Origin of the sequence: uncultured Parasphingorhabdus sp. (genome assembly GCF_963975555.1) — a bacterium.
In the GTDB taxonomy this organism is placed as follows: domain Bacteria; phylum Pseudomonadota; class Alphaproteobacteria; order Sphingomonadales; family Sphingomonadaceae; genus Parasphingorhabdus.
Genome location: NZ_CAXBHH010000001.1, coordinates 55665 through 75603 on the forward strand (window position 1 = coordinate 55665; position 19939 = coordinate 75603).

Annotated in this window: 20 protein-coding genes; 8 read left to right on the forward strand and 12 right to left on the reverse strand. The window is 56.8% G+C overall.

Annotated elements, in window-relative coordinates; all coding sequences use genetic code 11:
• Positions 1–173: 173 nt before the first annotated feature.
• The 5 genes from rnk (at position 174) to AAC060_RS00270 (ending at position 6579) form a co-directional block, all read left to right on the forward strand.
• Positions 174–608 (forward strand): nucleoside diphosphate kinase regulator, encoded by a 435-nt coding sequence (gene rnk / locus AAC060_RS00250; protein ID WP_339821509.1) that lies wholly within the window; start codon positions 174–176, stop codon positions 606–608.
• A 4-nt stretch (positions 609–612) separates the two neighbouring features.
• A complete protein-coding gene (locus AAC060_RS00255) occupies positions 613–834 on the forward strand; it encodes a hypothetical protein (RefSeq protein WP_339821512.1) in 222 nt (73 codons plus the stop codon).
• 63 nt (positions 835–897) lie between these two features.
• Positions 898–2511 (forward strand): FMN-binding glutamate synthase family protein, encoded by a 1614-nt coding sequence (locus tag AAC060_RS00260; protein ID WP_339821514.1) that lies wholly within the window; start codon positions 898–900, stop codon positions 2509–2511.
• A 258-nt stretch (positions 2512–2769) separates the two neighbouring features.
• Entirely contained in the window at positions 2770–4806 is a 2037-nt protein-coding gene (locus AAC060_RS00265; RefSeq protein ID WP_339821517.1) for a 3-hydroxyacyl-CoA dehydrogenase NAD-binding domain-containing protein, read from the forward strand.
• A gap of 54 nt (positions 4807–4860) precedes the next feature.
• Positions 4861–6579 (forward strand): class I adenylate-forming enzyme family protein, encoded by a 1719-nt coding sequence (locus tag AAC060_RS00270; protein ID WP_339823742.1) that lies wholly within the window; start codon positions 4861–4863, stop codon positions 6577–6579.
• Between the two features lie 3 nt (positions 6580–6582).
• On the opposite strand, the gene AAC060_RS00275 is transcribed toward AAC060_RS00270, so the two are convergent.
• The 12 genes from AAC060_RS00275 to AAC060_RS00330 form a co-directional block, all read right to left on the reverse strand.
• Entirely contained in the window at positions 6583–7512 is a 930-nt protein-coding gene (locus AAC060_RS00275; RefSeq protein WP_339821518.1) for an acyl-CoA thioesterase II, read from the reverse strand.
• Positions 7513–7561: 49 nt separating this feature from the next.
• Positions 7562–8734 (reverse strand): acetyl-CoA C-acyltransferase, encoded by a 1173-nt coding sequence (locus tag AAC060_RS00280; protein WP_339821521.1) that lies wholly within the window; start codon positions 8732–8734, stop codon positions 7562–7564.
• A gap of 245 nt (positions 8735–8979) precedes the next feature.
• On the reverse strand, positions 8980–9408 hold the full coding sequence (locus tag AAC060_RS00285) for a lipocalin family protein (RefSeq protein WP_339821523.1): 429 nt from the start codon (positions 9406–9408) through the stop codon (positions 8980–8982).
• A gap of 82 nt (positions 9409–9490) precedes the next feature.
• Positions 9491–9949 (reverse strand): hypothetical protein, encoded by a 459-nt coding sequence (locus AAC060_RS00290; RefSeq protein ID WP_339821526.1) that lies wholly within the window; start codon positions 9947–9949, stop codon positions 9491–9493.
• 86 nt (positions 9950–10035) lie between these two features.
• Complete coding sequence (locus tag AAC060_RS00295) at positions 10036–10770, reverse strand: LCCL domain-containing protein (protein ID WP_339821529.1); 735 nt, start codon at positions 10768–10770, stop codon at positions 10036–10038.
• 242 nt (positions 10771–11012) lie between these two features.
• Positions 11013–13499: a serine/threonine-protein kinase gene (locus AAC060_RS00300; protein WP_339821531.1), complete on the reverse strand. Its 2487-nt coding sequence runs from the start codon at positions 13497–13499 to the stop codon at positions 11013–11015.
• Between the two features lie 109 nt (positions 13500–13608).
• A complete protein-coding gene (locus AAC060_RS00305; protein ID WP_339821533.1) occupies positions 13609–14172 on the reverse strand; it encodes an ECF-type sigma factor in 564 nt (187 codons plus the stop codon).
• Between the two features lie 101 nt (positions 14173–14273).
• A complete protein-coding gene (locus AAC060_RS00310) occupies positions 14274–14744 on the reverse strand; it encodes a hypothetical protein (RefSeq protein ID WP_339821535.1) in 471 nt (156 codons plus the stop codon).
• Complete coding sequence (locus AAC060_RS00315) at positions 14741–15919, reverse strand: Yip1 family protein (RefSeq protein WP_339821538.1); 1179 nt, start codon at positions 15917–15919, stop codon at positions 14741–14743. Before AAC060_RS00315 ends, AAC060_RS00310 begins: the two co-directional genes overlap by 4 nt.
• 222 nt (positions 15920–16141) lie before the next feature.
• On the reverse strand, positions 16142–17017 hold the full coding sequence (locus AAC060_RS00320; RefSeq protein ID WP_339821541.1) for a class I SAM-dependent methyltransferase: 876 nt from the start codon (positions 17015–17017) through the stop codon (positions 16142–16144).
• A gap of 15 nt (positions 17018–17032) precedes the next feature.
• Positions 17033–17431 (reverse strand): metalloregulator ArsR/SmtB family transcription factor, encoded by a 399-nt coding sequence (locus tag AAC060_RS00325; protein ID WP_339821543.1) that lies wholly within the window; start codon positions 17429–17431, stop codon positions 17033–17035.
• Positions 17428–18060 (reverse strand): peroxiredoxin, encoded by a 633-nt coding sequence (locus AAC060_RS00330; RefSeq protein WP_339821546.1) that lies wholly within the window; start codon positions 18058–18060, stop codon positions 17428–17430. Before AAC060_RS00330 ends, AAC060_RS00325 begins: the two co-directional genes overlap by 4 nt.
• 100 nt (positions 18061–18160) lie before the next feature.
• Between AAC060_RS00330 and AAC060_RS00335 the strand changes: the two genes are divergently transcribed.
• Genes AAC060_RS00335 through AAC060_RS00345 form a run of 3 tightly spaced genes read left to right on the forward strand, consistent with a single transcriptional unit; the run spans position 18161 to position 19922 of the window.
• Entirely contained in the window at positions 18161–19078 is a 918-nt protein-coding gene (locus AAC060_RS00335; RefSeq protein WP_339821549.1) for an MBL fold metallo-hydrolase, read from the forward strand.
• Positions 19078–19518 (forward strand): YeeE/YedE thiosulfate transporter family protein, encoded by a 441-nt coding sequence (locus tag AAC060_RS00340; protein ID WP_339821552.1) that lies wholly within the window; start codon positions 19078–19080, stop codon positions 19516–19518. Before AAC060_RS00335 ends, AAC060_RS00340 begins: the two co-directional genes overlap by 1 nt.
• Complete coding sequence (locus AAC060_RS00345; protein WP_339821555.1) at positions 19515–19922, forward strand: DUF6691 family protein; 408 nt, start codon at positions 19515–19517, stop codon at positions 19920–19922. The genes AAC060_RS00340 and AAC060_RS00345 overlap by 4 nt, the downstream gene beginning before the upstream one ends.
• The last annotated feature ends 17 nt before the right edge of the window (positions 19923–19939 follow it).

Here is a 19939-nt window from a genome sequence, read left to right on the forward strand (position 1 = left end):
CGATATCGCCACCTTTCGGGACAGCTCGCCGCAGGAAGCTGACCCGGATCTGCGCTATTGGCCTCGATAGAACGGGGTGACAAAACGGGGTCCGGGATTTCCACAATCTATATTGAGAGAAGAACTTCGCGTTTCGCGTAGCTTCCCGGCCAGTTTTAAAAAGAAACAATGTCATGAAAAATACAAATATCAGTCCGGGCGCGATGCGTCCGGTGATCCATATGATCGACCATGAAAGCGACGCGATCGAGGCATTCGCGATGGCGTTGGAGGCCCGCAATCCGAAAGTGGCGGAAATGCTCTACGAAGAGCTTGGCCGCGCAACGCTGCACAGCGTTGACGATATGCCCGATAATATCGTGACTATGAATTGCACGGTCGAGTTTATCGACGAGACGAGCGGACTGCGCCGGATGGTGAAGCTGGTCTATCCCAAGGACTCGGATATCGAGAATGATTGCCTGTCAATATTAACCCCGATGGGTGCCGGCCTGATCGGGATGGTCGCTGGCGAGACCATTGCCTGGCCGGACCGGAGCGGCACCGAACGGATGTTGCGCATCGTGGCCGTCACGCCACCCGATCATCCGAACGGAAGCCCGGACTGAAATCATGGAGAAAGAACTTGTTCGCTATCGATGCATGACCGACGATGGCTCCTGTCTCGACATTATCGAATATCAGCATTTCAGGATAGTCGATATGGACATTGGCGTCCGGGAATATCCCGGCGCGCGGAGGCTGGTGACAGAAAATGACGAACCTGTTCGTTACATCGATAAGATGACGTTCGAAATTATCGACACAGGTGAATTGGTTCGTCGGCAGGGTTGATCTTAATATATGTCTGTCAGAGGTTCGGCAGCAGATATGCAAACGCAATATGCGGAGTAGAAAATGATACGATTTGTGGTTCCGATATTGCTCTTTGCAGCTGCAGCCTTGCTCGGCTTCATGCTTCCGGCGAATCCCTGGCTGATATGGCTATTGGTGCCTGTGATCATTCTGCTCGCTGTCGGTTTATGGGATATTATCCAGACCAGCCACACGCTGCGGCGCAATTATCCGGTCCTTGCCCATATGCGCTGGTTCTTTGAGGACCTGCGTCCTTATCTGCGCTCCTATATCGTGGAAAGCGATCTGGACGGCAGGCCGTTTAATCATAACGACCGCGCGCTCGTCTATGCCCGCTCGAAGGGCGACAATTCCACCCACCCCTTTGGCACGGAATTGAATGTCTATTCCGAAGAATATGACTGGCTCAATCATTCGATGATGCCCAATGAACGGGCCGCCAGAGAATTCCGCGTCAATGTAGGCGGTCCCCAATGCCAAAAACCCTATTCGGCCGCGATTCTCAATATTTCGGCGATGAGCTTTGGCTCGCTCAGCGCAAAGGCTATCGAAACCCTGAACCTAGGGGCGCAAAAAGGCGGTTTTTATCATGACACCGGCGAAGGCGGCTTCAGCCCCTATCATGCCAAACATGGCGGCGATATCGTCTGGGAAATCGGCAGCGGTTATTTCGGATGCCGTACCGACGATGGTAATTTCGACCCCGAAAAATTCGCCAAAACCGCGGCGCTCGATCAGATAAAGATGATCGAGATCAAGGTGAGCCAGGGTGCCAAGCCCGGCCAGGGCGGGATGCTTCCCGGCGCGAAGGTCACCGCCGAAATTGCGGCGACCCGGGGCATTCCGGAGGGCAAAGACTGTATATCGCCCGCCGCTCATACGGCCTTCACCACCCCGCTAGAATTGCTCGATTTTGTCGGGCAGCTACGGACGCTCTCCGGCGGAAAGCCCGTGGGTATAAAATTATGCGTTGGTCAGCCACACGAGATTTTCGCGGTGATGAAAGCCATGCTGCAAAGCGGCATAAAGCTCGACTTCATTGTGGTGGACGGAGGTGAAGGCGGAACCGGAGCAGCACCGGTTGAGCTATCCGACCGCGTCGGCATGCCGCTCCGCGAAGGCCTGATTCTCGTCAATAATGCGCTGATCGGTGCAGGACTGCGCGGCGATGTCCGGCTAGCGGCATCGGGCAAGGTTATCAGCGGGGCGAGCCTCGCAATGAATGCGGCACTGGGTGCCGACTGGTCCAACGCTGCACGCGGCTTCATGTTTTCACTGGGCTGCGTCCAGTCCTTGCAATGCCATACCGGCAAGTGCCCGACCGGAATCGCGACCCAGAGCGTGTCGCGGCAGCGCGGTCTGGTCGTCGAGGATAAGGCCGAGCGCGTGCACCGGTTTCAGCAGCAAACCGCAGCCGCCTTGCGCGATATCGTGGTCTCGATGGGATTGGAGAATCCCTCGCAAATCCGCCCACACCATCTGCATGAACGCTTGAACGCGGTGAAATCCAGTTCGATTGACGAAATTTATCCGTTCCTCAAAGCCAATGCGCTGGTCGATACGCCGGAAGCCACGCCTTATGCCCGTTTCTGGGCAGCGGCACAGGCGGAGAGTTTCAGGGCTCTGCAGGATATACATCAGACCAGTTACGACTGAGACCGCGTCATTGCGCGCCGCCTGACGAATCTGGCTAAAAAAATTGCGGGAGTCGCATGACCTGATATCCGTTAGGGAATCCGACGGAAATCGCTCGACCCTATATTAATATAGTCGATTTGAATTCCACCGGGACAAAAGCCTGTTTTCAAATCCTGAGCCTTTGTGATATCCGGTCCGCTTAGCCGATAATCGCGGTCTGTTATCACGCTTTACCGCAATGCTTCGCCACGAAAGCATGGTCTTTAGGAGAAAAAAATGTCTGTCGTAACCACTCAAAAACACGATAATATTCTGGTCATTGTCGCGAACAATCCCCCGGTCAACGCTCTCGGCGCAGCCGTTCGTCAGGGACTGGTCGACGGCATTGACGAGGCTCTGTCCGACGACGAAGTCGAGGCCGTGGTTATCCGCTGTGATGGTCGGACATTTTTCGCCGGAGCCGACATTACCGAATTTGGCAAGCCGATGAAGGGCCCCGATCTCGGCGCGGCTCTCGACCGGTTGGAGGCCAGCAGCAAGCCGGTTATTGCGGCGATCCACGGAACCGCTCTCGGCGGCGGCTGTGAGGTTGCTCTGGCCTGCCACTACCGGATTGCCGTTCCCTCTGCAAAAATGGGGCTGCCGGAAGTCAAATTGGGCCTGATTCCCGGTGCCGCCGGAACCCAGCGCCTGCCACGCGTGGTTGGCGCGGAAGCCGCCTTGCCGATGGTGGTGATCGGGAACCCTATTTCGGCCAAAAAGGCCCATGCCATTGGCCTGATCGACAAGATCGTCGGCGAAGACAGTCTGGCCGATGATGCGATAGCCTTTGCCCGCGAGCAGATTGGCAAAGCGCCTCCGCGCTCTTCCGAAGGCACAGCCAACGAAGACGGCATCAAGAACCCGGCTATATTTGACGAATTCCGGCAGCAAAGCGGCCGCAAAATTCGCGGCTTCGATGCACCCGAAGCGGGTATCCAGGCAGTCAAAGCGGCGGGTGAACTATCTTATGCCGACGGCGTGGCAAAAGAGCGCGAGCTGTTCACGAAGCTGATGACCGGCACACAGTCGGCTGCCATGCAGCATTATTTCTTTGCCGAACGCGCGGCCAACAAGATTGACGGTATTGATCCCAAAATCGATCTTATCCCTATCAAGAAAGTCGGGATTCTGGGCGCCGGCACCATGGGTGGCGGCATCGGCATGAACTTTCTGTCCGCTGGCATTCCCGTGACCATCGTCGAGCTGAAAGAGGAAGCGCTGGATCGCGGCGTCGGTGTGATCCGCAAAAATTACGAAAATAGCGCCAAGCGCGGCCGCATGATCGAGCAGCAGGTCGAGGATGCGATGGGCATTTTGACACCCAGCCTGTCCTACGACGATCTCGCCGATTGCGATCTGGTGATCGAGGCGGTGTTCGAGAATATGGATGTCAAAAAGGAAGTGTTCACCAAGCTGGATGCGATTGTGAAGCAGGGTGCGATCCTTGCCAGCAACACCAGCTACCTGAATATCGACGAGATTGCAGCGGTGACCAAGCGCCCCGAATATGTTCTGGGCCTGCACTTTTTCTCGCCAGCCAATGTGATGAAATTGCTCGAGATCGTGCGCGGCGAGAAGACCGCTGACGATGTTCTGATGACGGCGATGAAGCTGTCCAAGAAAATAGGCAAGGTCGCCGCAGTTTCGGGTGTCTGTCCCGGCTTCATCGGCAACCGGATGCTCAGCCCGCGTCAGGAACAGGCCAATGCGTTGCTCATGGAAGGCGCAAATTACTGGGAAGTCGACGATGTTCTGCTCGAATTCGGCTTCCCGATGGGACCATTCCAGATGTCCGATCTGGCCGGCATCGATATCGGATGGCATCGCGATCCGGCGCGCATCGAATCCATGCGCGACGCCTTGTGCGCCGTCGGCCGCTGGGGCCAGAAAGTCGGCAAGGGATTTTACGACTATGATCAGGCGCGTCAACGGACGCCCTCCGATGAGGTCAAACAGATCATCGCCGAATTTGCTGCCAAGGCCGGCAAGCAGCAGCGCGACATTTCGAAGGACGAAATCCGCGAGCGGTTGCTCTATCCGATGGTCAATGAAGGCGCCAAAATCCTCGAAGAAGGCATGGCACAACGCGCCAGCGATATCGATGTCGTCTGGATCAACGGCTACGGCTGGCCGCTTTATACCGGTGGGCCGATGTTCTGGGCCGATACCGTCGGTCTCGACAAAGTCGTTGCCGGACTGGAGAAACACAATCTGCCGGTCGCCGATATGCTGCGGAACAAGGCCAGCAAAGGCGAAAAATTCAACGGGTAGGTTTACGTATATCGAATAGGAGAGAATAAATTGGCAACTCAAGCAATAGATCCACTGGAAAAGTGGACGCCCAGCAATGGATGGCCGCTGCGGTCGCGTGATGAAGTAGAAGCATTATTATGTGCCCCCGGCCAGCCATTTGAAATGGAAATGGTCGATGTCGACGGCGTCGCAACCCGGGTCTGGAAAAACGCCCATCCGAGCCTCGCTGCTCTGGCGGAACATGCGCGCGGTCATGGCGACAGCGAATTTCTGATATTTGAAGACGAACGCGTCACCTATGCCAACTGGTATCGCGCTGTCGCCGCTCTTGCGGTGGAACTGCAGGAAATGGGCGTATCCAAGGGTGACCGGGTTTCGCTTGCCATGCGCAACCTGCCGGAATGGCCGGTGATTTTCTTCGCCGCGACATCCATCGGCGCCATTGCTGTGCCGCTCAACGGATGGTGGACCGATCAGGAACTGGTTTTCGGACTGGAGAATTCAGAATCCAGTATATTGCTGTGCGATGCCGAACGATGGGACCGGATTGCTCCACATCTGGCGGAGCTGCCAGAACTCAAACATGTCATCGTGGCGCGCAGCCAGGGCGCATTGGCAGCACCGGCGCGTCCGCTCGAAGATATTATCGGTCGCCCCAATGATTATGGCGATTTGCCGGATCAGGATTTGCCCGCGGTCGACATTGCACCGGACGATGCCGCGACAATTTTTTATACCAGTGGCACGACCGGGCAACCCAAGGGCGCCCTCGGCAGTCACCGCAACCTGACGACCAACGCTGTTTCTGCCGGCTATGGCGGAGCGGTCGCAGCTTTGCGCCGGGGCAATGAAATGCCCGAACCGACCACCCGGGTTGGCTTGACGGTCATCCCCATGTTCCATTGCACCGCCTGTTCCGCAACCATGATGCCAACGGTTCATGGCGGCCACAAAATGATCTTCCTGCACAAGTGGGACACGGTCAAGGCGATGGAAATTATCGAACGGGAAAAGGTCAATGCAACCGGCGGTGTGCCGTTTATTGCCTGGCAATTGATCGAACATCCCGACCGCGAGAAATATGACCTGAGCTCGATCGATTCGATCAGCTATGGCGGTGCGCCGTCGGCGCCCGAACTGGCCCGGAAAATATATGAAGTCTTTGGCGCGTTGCCCGGCAACGGCTGGGGCATGACCGAAACCATGGCGACCGTTACGGGCCATAGCGCCGAGGATTATCTCAATCGCCCGACCAGTTGTGGACCGCCAGTGGCCGCCGCCGATCTGAAAGTCATGAGCGGCGATGCCAGCCAGGAAATGCCGATTGGCGAAGTGGGGGAACTTTGGGCGCGTGGACCGATGGTCGCAAAAGGCTATTGGAAACGTCCCGAGGCAACCGCCGAGACTTTCGTCGATGGCTGGGTCCGTACCGGCGATCTGGCGCGACTGGACGACGAGGGATTCTGCTATATTGTCGACCGCGCAAAAGACATGATCATTCGCGGGGGAGAGAATATCTACTCATCCGAGGTCGAGAATGTTCTCTACGATCATCCGGCGGTAATGGATGCCGCGTTGATCGGGATCGATCACAGGACATTGGGCGAAGAACCAGCGGCTATTGTCCAGCTGGCCCCGGGAAAAACCGCCAGCGAAGCGGAATTGCAGGAATGGGTCCGCGAACGGCTGGCGAACTTTAAAGTGCCGGTAAAGATATTGTTCCGCGCAGACGGCTTGCCGCGCAACGCCAACGGCAAAATATTGAAGAAGGATCTTAAGGCGCTTTTCTAAAGCTCAATCGCTTTTCGGTGCAAGGCGGATCATTCCCTCTTGCACCGCCGAGGCGACCAATATGCCGTCCTGCGTATAGAGTGATCCGCGATTGAGACCGCGCGTATGGCCGGTCCAGTCGCTGTCCATGACGTAACAGATCCATTGATCGGCCCTGAAATCATCATGGAACCACATGGCATGGTCGAGGCTGGTCGAGAACAGACCGGGCGTCGTCCAGTGCAATCCGTGTGGAATCATCGACGTCGAGAGCAATCCCATGTCGGAAGCAAAGGCCAGGGTTGCCCGGTGTATGAGCGGATCATCCGGCAACGGCGCGACCGTCTTGAGCCACTGATATTGACGCGCCTCCTGACATTTGCCTTCCGGGCGAACGCTGCGGACATCAAACGGGCGCGGCATACTCATCCGCTCGATATACTCGTCCGGAACCTGAGGGTTGCGGGCGATTTGCTCCATCGCACTCATACATTGCTCGGGCGGCAATACGTCCGGCATCTTTATTTGATGCTCCAGCCCTTCGGCAGGCTTCTGGAAGGACGCCGTCAGGTTGAATATGACCTTGTCATCCTGCCGGACCACAACCCTGCGATTGGAGATGCTACGGCCGTCAAAGTCGCGATGAACCCGGAAATGCAGCGGCTTTGTTTCATCCCCCGCCCGCAGGAAATAGGAATGGAGCGAATGGATATTCTTCTCGGCATCAACCGTGCGATCCGCAGCGACAATCGCCTGGGCAATTACTTGGCCGCCAAAAATGCGTTCGCGCGCGGTTGACGCAAGCGCCGGATATGTAAACTCGTCGTCAGCATCTGCCGTGAGATCAAGGGTACGCAGCAATCCGCCGATCAGCTTCTCAGCAGACACGGATGAGCGATGGGCCAGCGCCTGCGATAACCGGCGCTGGACTTGTTCGTCTGTTAGCTGATCCAAAACTGCTTCTATTCCTTAAATTGCGCTAAAGCGTGACTGACTTGAGCGTTCAGGGATATATCTCGAACAATCCGGCACCGCCCTGACCGCCACCAATACACATGGTGACAACGCCCCATTTTGCGCCGCGGCGGCGGCCTTCCTGCAGCAGATGCCCGGCACAGCGAGCACCAGTCATGCCGAACGGGTGCCCGATAGAGATCGACCCGCCATTCACATTATATTTCTCGGGATCGATGCCCAGCCGGTCACGGCTGTACAAACACTGGCTCGCAAAAGCTTCGTTCAATTCCCAGATATCGATATCGTCAACCGTCAGGCCCTGACGTGCGAGCAGTTTCGGAACGGCGAATACCGGGCCGATACCCATTTCGTCCGGCTCGCATCCGGCCACGGCCCAGGATACGAAACGGCCCAATGGCTTCAGTCCGCGACGTTCCGCCTCTTTCGCTTCCATCAACACGACGGCAGCGGCGCCGTCTGACAATTGGCTGGCGTTGCCGGCCGTGATATATTTGTCCGGTCCCATGATCGGCTGCAGACTGGACAGGCCTTCCAATGTGGTGCCCGGCCGATTGCACTCGTCGCGGTCGACGGTGTAGTCGACGATGGTTTCTGCCTTGGTTTCCCGGTCGACCATTTTCATTTTGGTCTGCATCGGAACGATCTCATCGGCAAATAGCCCGGCTTCCTGCGCTGCGGCCATCCGCTGCTGCGATTGCAGGGAATATTCATCCTGATATTCGCGGCTGACATTATAACGCTCTGCAACAATATCGGCGGTCTCGATCATCGGCATGAAGAGCGCAGGGGCAATTTTCAGAATTTCCTGGTCAATGCTGCCTTCGTCTGCCCGGCTCCCCTGCATCGAGATGCTTTCGACGCCGCCCGCGACCACGCAATCCGCTCCGTCGCCGCGAATATGGTTAGCGGCGATCGCGATCGACTGCATGCCCGACGAACAGAAACGGTTGACCGTTGCCCCGGCGGTTGTTTTGGGAAGGCCTGCGAGAAGCGCCGCATTGCGCCCGATATTGGGGGCCGCGTGCGCGACATTGCCAAGGATGCAATCATCGACAAAGTCGCTTTCGACACCGGACCTGGCGACCGCATGTTTGATGGCATGCGCCGCCATTGTCATCGGAGGCGTGATATTGAAGCCACCGCGACCAGCTTTGGCAAGCCCGGTACGAGCATAGGATACGATGACTGCTTCACGCATTTTATAATCTCCATTTGATTGTCACAGAAGGTTTTCCGACTGGATCACATTTGTTTGTGACGGCCTAATTCTATTTGGAAACATGTCAAGATGTCCAACGGCGAACGGCACAGTTTTCCAACTGCCTGAGCGCGATAAACCGCACACAGGCCTATTCTGGAGCGATACCAGCCTGATCTGCACAAACGATATTCCCGACAGAACGGTGTTGATACCGCGCTACAGGCATATTGTGTGGCAGTTTCCTAAGTCTGTGGCGCGCAGGCACCGCGAGGCCAGAACATCTGTCCATAGGGAGTTTTGAATATGAGCAGGTCCTGAGAAAGACTCTCGAGCTGCATGTCCATGAAAGCGAGAGTGGGTTTGATTTTTATACGGTTACCGTCGATGACATAGGTCCCGGGTTCCTCGATCTCCGTCGATGAATTGGTCTGGTAAAGCAATGTCCCGTCAGGCGAGAAAATATAGTTGATCTGTTCATCGGTCCGCTCTCCCTCGATGAGGAGATGGGAAAAGCACCATTGGCCTTCGAGATAGGCCGGGGTCAGGCCCGCAGCTTGTGCCGATTCTACGCCAGCGCTATTCGCTGCTTCGGCAGATGTCGCGTCCTTGTCTCCTGCCTGACCGCAGGCAGCAAGCAGCATAGGAAGAACGAGCGCGATACGAAATTTCATAGATATTTCCTTACAATATTATAAAAATATGGTTGGACCCCGTAGCGGGCAGCCGGGTCATCCGTCGGCATGAAAACCGGTTTTAGTTTCCAGTCGCATTTTCAACGCTGACGACCAGCACTCTTTTAAGACCGTCATCTTTGACATCGATGATGACCATTCCATGACCGTTCCCACGAAATAATATCATCCCGGGCTTTGGTTCTTCCACGGGAAACAGCTCATAGCCGGCTGCAATCATGCGATCATTATAGGCTGCCAGAAGGTCTGCGGCGCTGGTCTGTGTATTGCCGCGCAGGAGATAGGTTTCTGCCATCGGATTCATCTTCTGGCTTTGCGTCGGTTCGAAGTCGGCGGGAAGCCAGATATCCTTTGGCATCCAGTCCATATCCTTGGGTAAAAAGGCTGGTGGTGGTGACTCCACCTTGCTGATTTCCAAGGGGCCATTGGCGACGGCCTCTGACGGCTTCGGATCATCGGAACATCCGGTCGTCAGCAATATCGGTGCTGCTATCGTCAAAATTACTCTGCTATTTTTCATATCTTCTCTCCGTTGCGCCAAGCCGAATGTTAATCTTATAAATGCGGGACGGCCCTCAAGCCCTGCTCGCGGCCCGCCCGTTCACGTCAATTGAACCGGTAGCTGCCCGCATAACTACGGTAGGACATTGTCGTGACGCCATTGCGCCTGGTTCCTGCATAAGAGGATTGCCCCGGGAGCATCTGGATCGACACTTGCCCGCCGGAACGGCCGATCCGTCCAGCATGGAGCGCGGCTTTGCAGATATAGGAGTCATCCGTGTAAATGTCGGTTCCCCATACTGACCCCGTGTTCTCGGTATTTGCTGGGCATGAACAACTCAGCGTTTTGCCGGTTCCTCGCCATTTGGATGCCGCGCGGCATTCCCCGATATCTTCGCCGGTCAGTTGATTAGTCGTCTGACCCAAATTGCCCAAACCAAGACTGCCCAATATGGCCGCGGCATTTCGTTCGAAAGAACTCCCGGACCTTGATTTCCGTGCATTGGCATTAGACCGGTTGCGGTCACTGACCGATGCCGTGTTTGAATCTGTGTCTCGCGGGTTCACAAACCGGTAGCTCGCGTCATATTCTCCGTAACTTCGGGTCGCCACACCATTTCGTTTCGTGCCCGTGTAGCTATTCCGACCCGGCAGCATTTCGATCGTCACGCGTCCGCCGCTGCGATCCAGAACCGAGGCGTGGAGTGCTGTGGAGCAGATATAGGAATCCGCCGTATAAATGTCGGTGCCCCACAGCGAAGGCGAAATGTCGAAATTCGCCGGGCATGTGCAGGTCAGGACCATGTCCGTCCCCGCCCAGCTGGTGGGAGCAGCACACATCCCTATATCCTGCGCGTCCTGCATCGGACCGGGTTGACTGGCCGGCGCGGCCATTGCCGACGAAGACAAAGAAGCTGAAACGAATGCGAAAGCAGTTAATATCGATCTGAAGCTTGATAATGGCATTTCAGGATTCCTTTGCCGTTGAAACATCAAACGAATGGCGGGGTGATCGTCAAGATCATCGCCAATCACCCCTCCAACGCAAAGCAATGGAAAATGCCGCCAATTTTCGGAACGAACTAGGTAGAGAATTTCGCTGCGGCAGCCTTGCAAGGGAGCAGATACCGGTCCGGCAGCGGCATTTTGGATGCCTTCAGACCGCGATAGGCCGTCTGAATAAGCGGTTTCGCCTCCTTGTGCTTTCCTTGCCCCAATAGCGATATCCCGATCCGGCAACGGGCCACTTCGGTGGCGAAATGACCGGCAGGCAATACCCGGGAGAGCAAGTCATATGCCCGCTGCGCGTCAACCTTCGCTTCTGCAAAACGGCCTTGCGCGATACGCATTTCGGCGCGGGTTAGCGATGGAAAGGCACGACGAGGGTGATCGTCCGGAAGATGGAGCGCGAAAATATTGTCAACCTCCCGCAAATCCCTTTCGGCTTGGGCAAATTGCCCTGTCTGGACGAGCGCCGCCGCCAAATTCTGCTTAACCTCTCCTACTTCCAGAGTCCCGGCCCCATGTTCGGATTGCGTTTGCAACAGAATTTTCCGAAACTGGGATATCGCCGCTTCGATCTGCCCTGCCTCGACCAGAGCCAGAGCAAGATTGCTGCGATGGGACAGATTAGACGAATAATCGGGGCCAAAGGCCGCGACTGATAATTCCAGAGCCTTGCGATGATATTCTATCGCCGCATGCGGTTTTCCCTGCGATGCCGCCAGCCGGCCAAGATCGGAATAGATGATCGACAGGCGCGGGTGATCGTCGCCATAATATTTCCGGGCCACGTCGAGAGTTTTGTTCAGCTGGGTTTCCGCAGCCGCCCCTTCACCCAGACCAGTCAGCGACCGGCCCAGCCCCGAGCCGGCTTCGACAACGGCGGGGATTTGGTCGAGCTTCCCGGCCAGGGCTTCCACCCGTTCGAACAGCTTTTTCTGCTCTGTCCACTGTCCTTCCTGACGCCAGGCCACCACCAACATCGTGTCGAGTGCGTGGATATCTTCGGTCCGGTTCCGGTCCAGCAAGACCATCGCCTTGTCCAGCTTCGCCTGACCGGCTTTCCGGTCGCCACCCAGGCTTTGCAGATAGCCCAGATAGGCAAGAGCAGAGGCATAGGCATTATCTTGCGGGACCTTGGCACGGTCGAGCAAGGCCACAGCTTCTGCGGCCAGTTTTTCCGCACTCGGCAGGTCATCGGCCCGTTGGTGGCCGCGCGCGGTCCAGCCCAGCAAGTCCGCAATCAAAGCCGGATCATCCGCCAGATTCTCGCGCGCGTCGGCGAGAGAGGCCTCAAGCATCCTCAGCGTTGTCGCCGATTGCGGGCCGACCGCGTCCATTTCCAGCGGATCGAACCGCCGGAACAGATTGAGCAGCATATCCTTGCCTCGTTCGACCCGGTCCAGAGCCGCAACCGCGATATTCCTCTGTTCGCGAATCTGGTTTGCATAGATCGAAGCGGTCAATCCCCAGCCGGCAAGACCCAGTAACAAGGACGCCGCCAGGGCTGCCGTCCATGGATTGCGCCTGATCAGGCGCCATAACCCTGCCGCTTTGCTATCCGGCGCAGCCATAACTGCCTGACCGTCGATCAGCTTTCTCAGATCCGTGGCAAATTGCGCAGCGGACGGATATCTGGCTGCCGGATCGGATGCCGTTGCCATCTCCGCCACCGCCATATGATCGGCATCAAGGTCAAAATCGGATATCAGCTGTTTGAGGACCAGGCCCAGCTGGAAAATATCACTGCTTATGGTCAATGCTGTTCCGGCACGATGTTCCGGCGAGGCAATAGCCGGAGACACGGCAATGGCCGGACCACCCAGCCCGTCCTCGTCGAGCAATTGGGCGATACCGAAGTCCAGCAGCTTGATCGACCCGTCTTCCTGAACCACGACATGCTCTGGCTTGATATCGCCATGCAGGACCAGCCGGTTATGAGCGGCCTGCAACGCATCCGCCGCTTGTGCGACGAGTGCAAGCCGCTCCGCCAGAGGCAGCTCATTTGTCGCACAATGTTCGGTAATCGCCAGACCATCGACATATTCCATGACCAGCCAGGGTGATCCTGTGGCCGTCTCGCCGCCGTCAATGATCCTCACCAGGCCGTGATGATCCAGACTGGCCAGCACATTGCGTTCGCGATGGAATAATTTGACCAGATCGTCGCTCAGGATCGACGCCCGCATGATCTTCAGCGCCGCTTTTTGCCGGTAGCGATCATCATCCCGTTCGACTTGATAGACCTCGGCCAGTCCGCCCGATCCAATATGGCTGACGATCTTCCACGGGCCATAATGAGCGCCTAGACGAGGATCCTCGGAATCACTGGCGAATTCCGGCACGACCATATCGAGGAACATGTCGCGCTTTTGCTCCAGCACGGTGAACAGCGCGTCATTATTGGCCGCCTTGTCGAGCAATATTTTCGTCCGCAAACCGAGTGCGGGTTCGTCGGCGAAATGCTTCTCGATCCACGAAGCACGCTTGCCGGACACCAATGACAAGACATGGTCGAGAGCGTAATCCACCCTTTCCCAATCAGACTTGCCTATATCCTGCTTCATATTGCGTCCGTTGTCATATGCGACCCGCTAGATTGGAAGGATTTGTTTGCGATCCTGTTTCCATGAGAATTCATAAGCGACCATGAATTTCCTTGTCGGTCTGATAACGTCAAACAGCGCCATCATCCGCCACAAAATGTTCCGCGAGATAGATTCGTGCCCGCGTCCATTGTCGTTCGACGGTCCGCGTGGACCGATCCAAAGCGTGGGCGGTTTCCTCGACGGTCAGACCGGCGAAGAACCGGCATTCGACCACCGCCTCCAGTTCCGGAACGCGATCAGACAATAAGCCAAGCGCTTCATCAATCGTCAATATGGCTTCCGATGGCGCAGTGTCTGCAACCAGATTTTCGTCCAGCTGGACATGGGCAGCGCCACCGCCCCGTTTTCCAGCGGTCTTGCGGCGGGCGTGGTCGACCAATATCTGCCGCATGGCCCGAGATGCCGTTGCCAGATAATGGTTGCGGTCGGTGTAGGACGATCCTTCGGAGGCGGATAATTTCAGCCAGGCTTCGTGCACGATCATGGTGGTGTTGAGCGATGGACCAGTGGCCTGCCGGCTGAGCTGACGGGACGCTATCCGGCGCAAAGCGTCATAGGTCTCCGCGATCAGTTCTTCGGACAGGTTTAGCTTGCGGCTTTCAGCTTCACTTTCACGGCGATTGCTCCCCATTCAATGTTCCCATGCAAAATTCCGGGCACAGGCGCCGGAAGGAGATTCTATTCTCGTGCATGTGGCTGGTATAGCAAGGCTTTTTCTGCATTCCCGCGATTTTAGCGGATGGGAAGGTTCGGTTTTTCCTTTTCGATGACGAATATCTCGATGCGGGTTCCGTCCCCTTCACCGTCGTCGCTAAGCGTGACCGAGCCATCATCAATAGCATCGCCAGCGAAGCGAATGAGCAGAACATTGCCTTGCTCTTCTCTGATGATCGACAGATTCTGGCGCGGCAACATGCAGCGATAGAAAGCCAATGCAGCCTCAACCGTCCCCGCTGTCGTTGCGACAACGGCATAATTGTCACTGGCATATTCCGGCGGATGACCCGCAGTTTTCCGTTCGATGATAGCGCCCTGCGGCAACAGGATCGAAGATGGATAATTTTCTACCTGCATCGCTTGTGACTCGGGGCAAGCGGTCTTTGCGCCGCTGTCCGCCATTGCACAGCTTGCCAGAGAAAATAGCGAAGGGGCCAGCAACCAGCCGAGGGCGAAGCGCCGGCCTCCTCGCAATATTATTTTCACTCGCCCGATCTTCCGATCGCTTCCAATGCGTCCAGATCGATCTGATTGAGCACCGCGCGCAGGTCCGCGATGGAATCAGCATATCCGTCGGCTTGCACATTGAATCGGTCACCGACAATCATCCCGTAGCGGCCGTCCTTGCTGGCGCTGTCATAGCGGATTGTCGTGAGACGTCCGTCAATTTTGCCCATTTTCTCGATCACGGTGCCATTCTGGCTTTCGGATTCCATATTCATCGCACCGCCCAACGTGGCGAGGCTTCCGGCGATACCGAGATCGGTGATGGTCAGATCGATCCGCTTCTCATCATCGCCATAGCTGGCCGAGGCGCTGGAGGCACCGACACCGCCAACCGACGTTCCGCTGGAATGTGTATTCGTCTTGACCAACCCGCCCGGCAACGCGGCCGGGAGCATTGCAGCCAGCTGCTTTGACGGCAATGTAGTGGCCTGGCCGCTTTGCGCCCGTTCATTGGCAGCCGCCATTTTCTCGCCGGCTTTTTCCAGTTCGCCCAAATCGAGTGATCCGACACCCGGCACATTGACGCTGCCGGAAAGACTGCCATTGCCGACTTCCGGAACCGAACTGGTCAAAAGCATCAGCGGAGCCAGAATCACGCTGAAGATCAGCCCCGCGACGAAGCCGACAGCAAGGATGGCGCCGGTGTAGATGAGCGCCTTGTCTTCCGGTGCTTTCATCATCACCGGAATACCGACGAAGAGGAGATATAATCCATATAGCCCCAATATCGCGAGCATCCCGAGGCCTGGGATCAGCTGGAACGCTCCGGCAACCCAGGCCGCAGTGGCGCTATATGCGGCCAGCTTGAAAGCATTATTCCGATTCGCAGTGCCGCCGAAACGGGGCGCCAGAAAGTCGATCACCAATGCCATCAGAAAAACGCCGATCAGGGTGAATATATAGCTGACCACCGCAGATGACAGGGCCGACATGAAAGACGGCCGGTGCGTGATCCCGAAGAAGCTGTTGCCAAAGACAACAGCGTGGATGAACCCGGCAACCGGCCCGATTGCCGCCAGCGGCAAGATGTAGGATTTATAGAGTGAAGCGATACTGGTCGTTTCAGCTTCGATGACCGGCCATTCTGCACGTGGTTGCAATAATATGGCTTTCACCCGCTGCAACAGCGAGGCTCCGTATTGTTCGTTGTTCATTTACCCATCCCTAAATTTTACGTGGTCACAACCCAACACGAAGGATTGTCGAAAAACCCGCCAAAGTAAATGTAGTTATTTCCATGCCTTATTCGGACGAGCACATCCGCTTCGCCGATATTTTACTGCGTTCAGGGCGCGAACCGGCAGCAAGGCTGACTTGCTTCCCTATATATTGGGCAACAAGCCAGACCGGAGATTCAATCCTGCGGGACCATGATCTTAGGCGATTGCCGAGACCAACCAGACTTTTCCCTGCATCATCACGCCTTTTCCGGGCACATGATAGCGGGCAAAAAGATCGGCCAGTTCTTGGCTGGCGGCTGCAATGACAGCCTCGCCCTTTTCATTCAGCAATCTACCGACGGCGAGAGAGGCAAAGGCGAAAGCGACAGCTTGCTCAGGCGTTGCGCCGACACCACCAACGGGTTGCAGAGCTTCATAGGCGACCACATCGACATCGCTGAAACCGCTGCCATCCAATATCTCACCCAGATATTCCAGATCCTCGAAAGCAAACGGCCCCGGCGCGCGCGGCACCGCTGGCGGAATTTCGATGTGATTTCTGACGACGCCCATCATTTCCATCATCCAGAGATTGTCGCGTGGCGGTCCCCAAACCGCCAGATCAACCCGCCCGCCTTTGCGGACGAGGCCGTGTAGGTTTGTAAAGGCGCTGGTCGGGTCTTCAAAAAACATGCTGCCAAAGCGCGAGAAGAGACGGTCATAAGGCGCATCCGGCAATCGGGCTGTGGCGGCGTCGGCATTGGTGAACTGGATATTGGCTGCTCCGTTTTTAGCCGCTCGCTCCTGCGCGGCGGCCACGAGATCGGGAGATATATCGAGGCCCATGACCTTGCCGGAAGGCGCAACCGCACTGGCAATAACAAGCGTCGTAGCGCCGCCGCCGCAGCCGAGATCGATCACCGTCTCACCATCCTGATAATTGGCGCGGGCCAGCGAGGCTTCGCCAATCGGGGCGATCATCTCTTCAAACTTGGAAAGACTGGCCAGCCATTTGAGCCCCATATCACCCGCCCAGTCTTCCGGCTTCAGTTCTTGAGGTTCCTGGCCCTGATCGGTGCTGTCGTTGCTCATGATGGTTTTCCTATCCTATAATATTTTTGCGAAGCCGGCCGTTCCTGTTCCGGTCGGCGGTTTTTTTGCCGGAGCGGCGAGCGTGGTCGCTGCTGCCATGATGCGCTGCGGATCAGGTTCCTCGGTCAACAAGGCCTCCATCGTTCTCACGCAGAGACGCGAGGAGTCATCGGCAAGATCATACCAGATCTGCTTTCCTTCCCGGCGCGTTTTCACGACATCTGCCTGCCTCAGCGCAGCGAGCTGCTGGCTAAGCGCCGGTTGGCCGATGCCCGTTGCGGCATCAATGTCGCTGACGCTGCTTTCTCCGCGGAGCAGAAAGGACAGGATCATCAACCGCTGCGGCTGGGCAAAGATTTTCAGCTTCTCGGTGGCTGCATCGGCCCGGACCCGGCTTTCGAAAATTGCGGTCACGGGGCCTTCACCACATGGCAGAACCAGTCCTCGTCCTGGCTGATATCCTGTGCCGATAGCGACGGTATCGCCAGCACATCGTCTCCGGGTTGCCACCCTTCGGGAGTCAGTACGTTTTCCTTGTCGGTGAGTTGCAGCGCCGCCAGCATGCGGAGCATCTCGTCAACCGATCGTCCTACATTGTGGGGATAGCAAGTCGTCGCCCGGACAATCCCCTCGGGATCGATAAAATAGCTGGTCCGCATCGCCGCCGAATCGGCCGCGTTTTCGTCGATCATGCCAAAGGCGTGACCTACGGCCATGCTTGGATCTTCAACGATCGGAAAGGGTATTTTGACGTCGAATTTCTGCTCGATGGCGCGGGCCCAGGCAAGATGCGCATAGAGGCTGTCCACAGACAGGCCCAGCAAGGCACAGTCCATGGCTTCAAACTGCTCTTGATGGCGCGCCAGAGCGACAAATTCTGTTGTACAGACAGGCGTGAAATCGGCGGGGTGCGAAAAGAAGATCAGCCACCGGCCACGATAGTCAGACAGCCTTTTGACGCCATGGGTAGAGCGCGCCTCAAAATCGGGCGCCCTGTCACCGATACGCAATGATCCTGACTTTACCTGCAGCTCGTCCGACATTAATTTCCACCTCTCCCGAGAATTGACAGTGTTGATATATTGACGCAACACATATAATGTATTACATAGTTTATGTAAATATGAATTTGAGGAATTTTCTATGACTGATTCGGCACTGATTCATGCAACGGAACAGATCTCCCGTGCGCAGCAGAACCTCCCCGTGATCAAGGCTTTTTTCGACCTGCCGACGAACACGGTGACCTATGTCGTGCATGACAAGGAGACCAAATGCGCGGCCGTCATCGACAGCGTGTTCGATTTCGATCCGGCTTCCGGTCGTACCTCCTTCGATTCCGCTGATGAAGTGATTGCCTATGTCAAAGATCAGGGCCTGACGGTCCAATGGCTGCTCGAAACCCATGCCCACGCCGACCATCTGTCGGCTGCACCTTATTTGCAGGAAAAGCTTGGCGGCAAGATTGCCATTGGCGAGCATATCGTGACTGTGCAGGATGTCTTCGGCAAATTGTTTAATGCCGGAACCGAATTCCAGCGCGACGGATCGGATTTTGATCATCTGTTTGCCGATGGCGACACGTTCAAGATCGGCAAGCTCGATGTGACGGTCATGCACGTACCCGGCCACACGCCTGCGGACATCGCCTATGTCATCGGCGATGCCGTCTTTGTTGGCGATACGATGTTCATGCCGGACTACGGCTCGGCGCGGGCCGATTTTCCCGGCGGCGACGCTCGCAAGCTTTACCGGTCGATGCGGCGGCTATTGTCGCTGCCCGACACCACTCGCCTGTTCATGTGCCACGACTATTTGCCCGCAGGCCGGACCGAATATGTCTGGGAAACCACCGTTGCCGACGAACGGAAGGGCAATATCCATGCCCATGACGGAGTGAGCGAGGACGAATTTGTCAAAATGCGCACCGAGCGCGACAAGACGCTCGATATGCCGCGGCTGATCCTGCCTTCCGTCCAAGTCAATATGCGGGCCGGGCATTTGCCGCCCGAGGAAGATAATGGCGTGCGCTACCTCAAAGTTCCGTTGAACGGCGTCTGATGCTCGCTGCATTTCCCCATGCCATGCCGCTGGAAGGCCTGATCGGCGGACTGATGATCGGTGTTGCCGCCGCAGTGATGTTGCTCGGCCTCGGCCGTATCGCCGGAGTCAGCGGCCTCGCCGCGCGCGCCACCGGGATTGCCGATGGCGGAGCACCGCGCGGTATAGCCATAGCCTTTGTTATTGGCCTGCCGCTCGGAGCGCTGATCATCTCCGCAATCACCGGCGGTATTGAAACCCGCTTCCCGTCCTCCATCATCCCTCTGATCATCGGCGGCCTGCTGGTTGGCTACGGCACCCGCTTGGGTTCAGGTTGCACCAGCGGCCACGGCGTCTGCGGCATGTCGAGGCTGTCCCCGCGCTCCTTGATCGCCACAAGCATCTTCATGGCTAGCGGCTTTGTCACGGTCGCGCTGATGCGTGCAGGAGGTTTCTTGTGAGACAGATTTTGGTCGCTATTTTCGCCGGAGCCTTGTTCGGAGCCGGCCTCGCCTTTTCGGGCATGGCCGATCCTGCGCGGGTACAGGGTTTTCTCGATCTCTTCGGTCAATGGGACCCGACGCTTGCCTTTGTCATGGGCGGCGCCATGATCCCGATGGCGTTCGCCTGGATCATTCAGCGGCGGCTCGAAAAGCCTTTTGCCGATGCGCATTTCTCGTTGCCCGGCACCACGCTCATCGATCGCAAGCTGACAATCGGTGCGGTCCTTTTCGGCGCTGGCTGGGGCATTAGCGGCCTTTGCCCGGGGCCGGGTCTGGCCGACCTGGCGATCAATCCCCTGCCCGCCCTCGCCTTCGTCGGCGCTTTACTGTCCGGCATGATCGCGCATCGGGTGACAAGTTAAGCAGAGACACGAAAATG

What these genes read in the sequence shown, in the direction of transcription:
- rnk (WP_339821509.1), top strand. Translation starts at nt 174, where the DNA reads ATGAAAAATACAAATATCAGTCCGGGCGCGATGCGTCCGGTGATCCAT.
- AAC060_RS00255 (WP_339821512.1), top strand. Translation starts at nt 613, where the DNA reads ATGGAGAAAGAACTTGTTCGCTATCGATGCATGACCGACGATGGCTCC.
- AAC060_RS00260 (WP_339821514.1), top strand. Translation starts at nt 898, where the DNA reads ATGATACGATTTGTGGTTCCGATATTGCTCTTTGCAGCTGCAGCCTTG.
- AAC060_RS00265 (WP_339821517.1), top strand. Translation starts at nt 2,770, where the DNA reads ATGTCTGTCGTAACCACTCAAAAACACGATAATATTCTGGTCATTGTC.
- AAC060_RS00280 (WP_339821521.1), bottom strand. Translation starts at nt 8,734, where the DNA reads ATGCGTGAAGCAGTCATCGTATCCTATGCTCGTACCGGGCTTGCCAAA.
- AAC060_RS00285 (WP_339821523.1), bottom strand. Translation starts at nt 9,408, where the DNA reads ATGAAATTTCGTATCGCGCTCGTTCTTCCTATGCTGCTTGCTGCCTGC.
- AAC060_RS00290 (WP_339821526.1), bottom strand. Translation starts at nt 9,949, where the DNA reads ATGAAAAATAGCAGAGTAATTTTGACGATAGCAGCACCGATATTGCTG.
- AAC060_RS00295 (WP_339821529.1), bottom strand. Translation starts at nt 10,770, where the DNA reads ATGTGTGCTGCTCCCACCAGCTGGGCGGGGACGGACATGGTCCTGACC.
- AAC060_RS00300 (WP_339821531.1), bottom strand. Translation starts at nt 13,499, where the DNA reads ATGAAGCAGGATATAGGCAAGTCTGATTGGGAAAGGGTGGATTACGCT.
- AAC060_RS00305 (WP_339821533.1), bottom strand. Translation starts at nt 14,172, where the DNA reads ATGGGGAGCAATCGCCGTGAAAGTGAAGCTGAAAGCCGCAAGCTAAAC.
- AAC060_RS00315 (WP_339821538.1), bottom strand. Translation starts at nt 15,919, where the DNA reads ATGAACAACGAACAATACGGAGCCTCGCTGTTGCAGCGGGTGAAAGCC.
- AAC060_RS00320 (WP_339821541.1), bottom strand. Translation starts at nt 17,017, where the DNA reads ATGAGCAACGACAGCACCGATCAGGGCCAGGAACCTCAAGAACTGAAG.
- AAC060_RS00330 (WP_339821546.1), bottom strand. Translation starts at nt 18,060, where the DNA reads ATGTCGGACGAGCTGCAGGTAAAGTCAGGATCATTGCGTATCGGTGAC.
- AAC060_RS00335 (WP_339821549.1), top strand. Translation starts at nt 18,161, where the DNA reads ATGACTGATTCGGCACTGATTCATGCAACGGAACAGATCTCCCGTGCG.
- AAC060_RS00340 (WP_339821552.1), top strand. Translation starts at nt 19,078, where the DNA reads ATGCTCGCTGCATTTCCCCATGCCATGCCGCTGGAAGGCCTGATCGGC.